This window comes from Streptomyces sp. NPDC017890 (genome assembly GCF_044328675.1).
Classification (GTDB): domain Bacteria; phylum Actinomycetota; class Actinomycetes; order Streptomycetales; family Streptomycetaceae; genus Streptomyces.
The window spans coordinates 1-2,365 of record NZ_JBIRHU010000109.1; the positions used below are offsets into that span (position 1 = coordinate 1).

Genomic DNA, 2,365 nt, shown 5'->3' on the forward strand with positions numbered 1-2,365 from the left:
GCGCGCATGCGGTCGGCGAAGACGGGGTTGGTGTCGAGGAGTTCGAGGGCCATGCCGGTCCACTGCGACCCCTGACCCGGGAACACGAACACCACCTTCCGGCCTGACATCGCCGCCGCGGTGACGACGCCCGGAGCGGGCTCGTCCCGCGCCACTGCGGCCAGCCCCGCAAGCAGCTCGGCACGCTCACCGCCGAGGACGACCGCACGGTGTTCCAGCGCGGTCCGCCCCGTCAGCAGGGAGAACGCGACGTCCTCGACCGGTGGTTGACCGGTGCCGTCCTCGGCCGCCCAGCCGAGCAGCCGCTCCGCCTGCGCACGCAGGGCCCGCCGGTCCCGGCCCGAGATGAACCACGGAACCACCGCGCCTGTCTCGGCTGGCGCCTCGGACTCCGGTGCCGGCTGTGCCACCTCGGGTGCCTGTTCGAGGATGACGTGGGCGTTGGTGCCGCTGACGCCGAACGAGGAGACACCGGCGCGGCGTGGGGCTGCCGTCTCGGGCCAGTCGGTCCGCTCGGTGAGCAGTTCGACCGAGCCCGCCGACCAGTCGACGTGCGGGGTGGGCTCGTCGACGTGGAGGGTCTGCGGCAGTACGCCGTGGCGCATCGCCATGACCATCTTGATGACCCCGGCGACGCCGGCGGCGGCCTGGGTGTGGCCGATGTTGGACTTGAGTGAGCCGAGGAGGAGGGGCCGGCCGGTGTCGCGGTCCTGGCCGTAGGTGGCGAGGAGCGCCTGCGCCTCGATCGGGTCGCCCAGCGTCGTGCCCGTGCCGTGGGCTTCCACCGCGTCGACGTCCTGCGGAGTGAGGCCGGCGGTTGCCAAAGCCTGGCGGATGACGCGCTGCTGGGAGGGTCCGTTGGGTGCGGTGAGGCCGTTGGAGGCGCCGTCCTGGTTGACGGCGGAGCCCCGGACCACGGCCAGCACCTGATGTCCGTTGCGACGCGCGTCGGACAGCCGCTCCACCAGCAGCATGCCGACACCCTCGGAGAAACCCGTGCCGTCCGCGGCTCCGGCGAACGCCTTGCACCGGCCGTCCCGGGACAGGCCCCGCTGGCGCGAGAACTCCACGAAGACGGTAGGGGTCGACATCACGGTCACACCGCCGGCCAGGGCCAGCGAGCACTCCCCGAGGCGCAGTGCCTGGACGGCGAGGTGCAGGGCGACGAGCGACGACGAACACGCCGTGTCCACCGTCACCGCCGGACCCTCCAGACCGAACGTGTAGGCCACGCGCCCCGATGCGACGCTCGCCGCGGCGCCCGTGCCCAGATAACCCTCGGTCCCCTCCGGCGGCGTCGACAGACGGGTGAGGTAGTCGTGGTGCATCACGCCCGTGAAGACACCCGTCCTGCTGCCCTGCACGGAGCCGGGGGCGATGCCGGCCCGTTCGAAGGCCTCCCAGGACGCCTCCAGCAGCAGTCGCTGCTGCGGGTCCATCGCCGCCGCCTCACGCGGCGAGATCCCGAAGAACCCGGCATCGAACTCCGTCGCGTCGTGCAGGAACCCGCCGTCTCGCGCGTACGACCTGCCGGAGGCATCGGGGTCGGGATCGTAGAGACCGTCCAGGTCCCAGCCTCGGTCGCCCGGCAGACCGGAGATCGCGTCACCGCCGGACCGCACCAGGTCCCACAACTGCTCCGGAGAGGCCACCCCGCCCGGGTAGCGGCAGCTCATCCCGACGATCACGATGGGATCGTCCGCCACCCCCACGCCCGGGGCCGGCGAGGCCGCGTCCACGCTCCCGTCCGCTCCGAGCACCTCGGCCAGCAGATGCCCGGCCAGCACCTGCGGTGTCGGGTAGTCGAAGATCGCGGTCGCGGGCAGCCGTACGCCGGTGGCGGCGCTGATGCGGTTGCGCAGTTCCACCGCGGTCAGCGAGTCGAAACCGATCTCCTGGAACGTCCGCGTGGTGTCCACCGTGTCCCCCGACGCGTGGCGGAGCACCGCCGCGACATGGTGTCGGACGAGATCCATCACCACCTCGTCCCGCTGGGCGGAGTCCACCTCGGCCAGCCGTCGGCCGAGAGCGGTGGTGTCATGGCCGTCACCGGTACCGGAGGAGTCGGCAGCACGCCGCAGCGGCGTCCGGAGCAGGTCGCGCAGCATCGGGGGCACCGTGTGGGCGCCGGCCCATGCCGCCGGTGCGAGCGGTGCCGCGACCACACTCGGCTCGCCGGAGGCCAGGGCGGCGTCGAACAGTTCCAGCGCCTCGGCGGTGGACAACGGCAGCGCGTGGGCCCGCGCCAGGTCGTCGTCGGAGAGCCGCTCGGTCAGTTCGCTGCGGTGTTCCCAGAAGCCCCAGGCGATGGAGGTGGCGGGGAGGTGTTGGGCGTGTCGGTGGGTGGCGAGGGTGTCGAGGTAGG

The 2,365-nt window shown here is 72.7% G+C and carries 1 protein-coding gene; it reads right to left on the reverse strand.

Features of this window, described 5'->3' with window-relative positions; all coding sequences use genetic code 11:
- On the reverse strand, positions 1–2,365 hold a 2,365-nt coding region (locus tag ACH4F2_RS35690), incomplete at both ends, for a beta-ketoacyl synthase N-terminal-like domain-containing protein (RefSeq protein WP_398136778.1).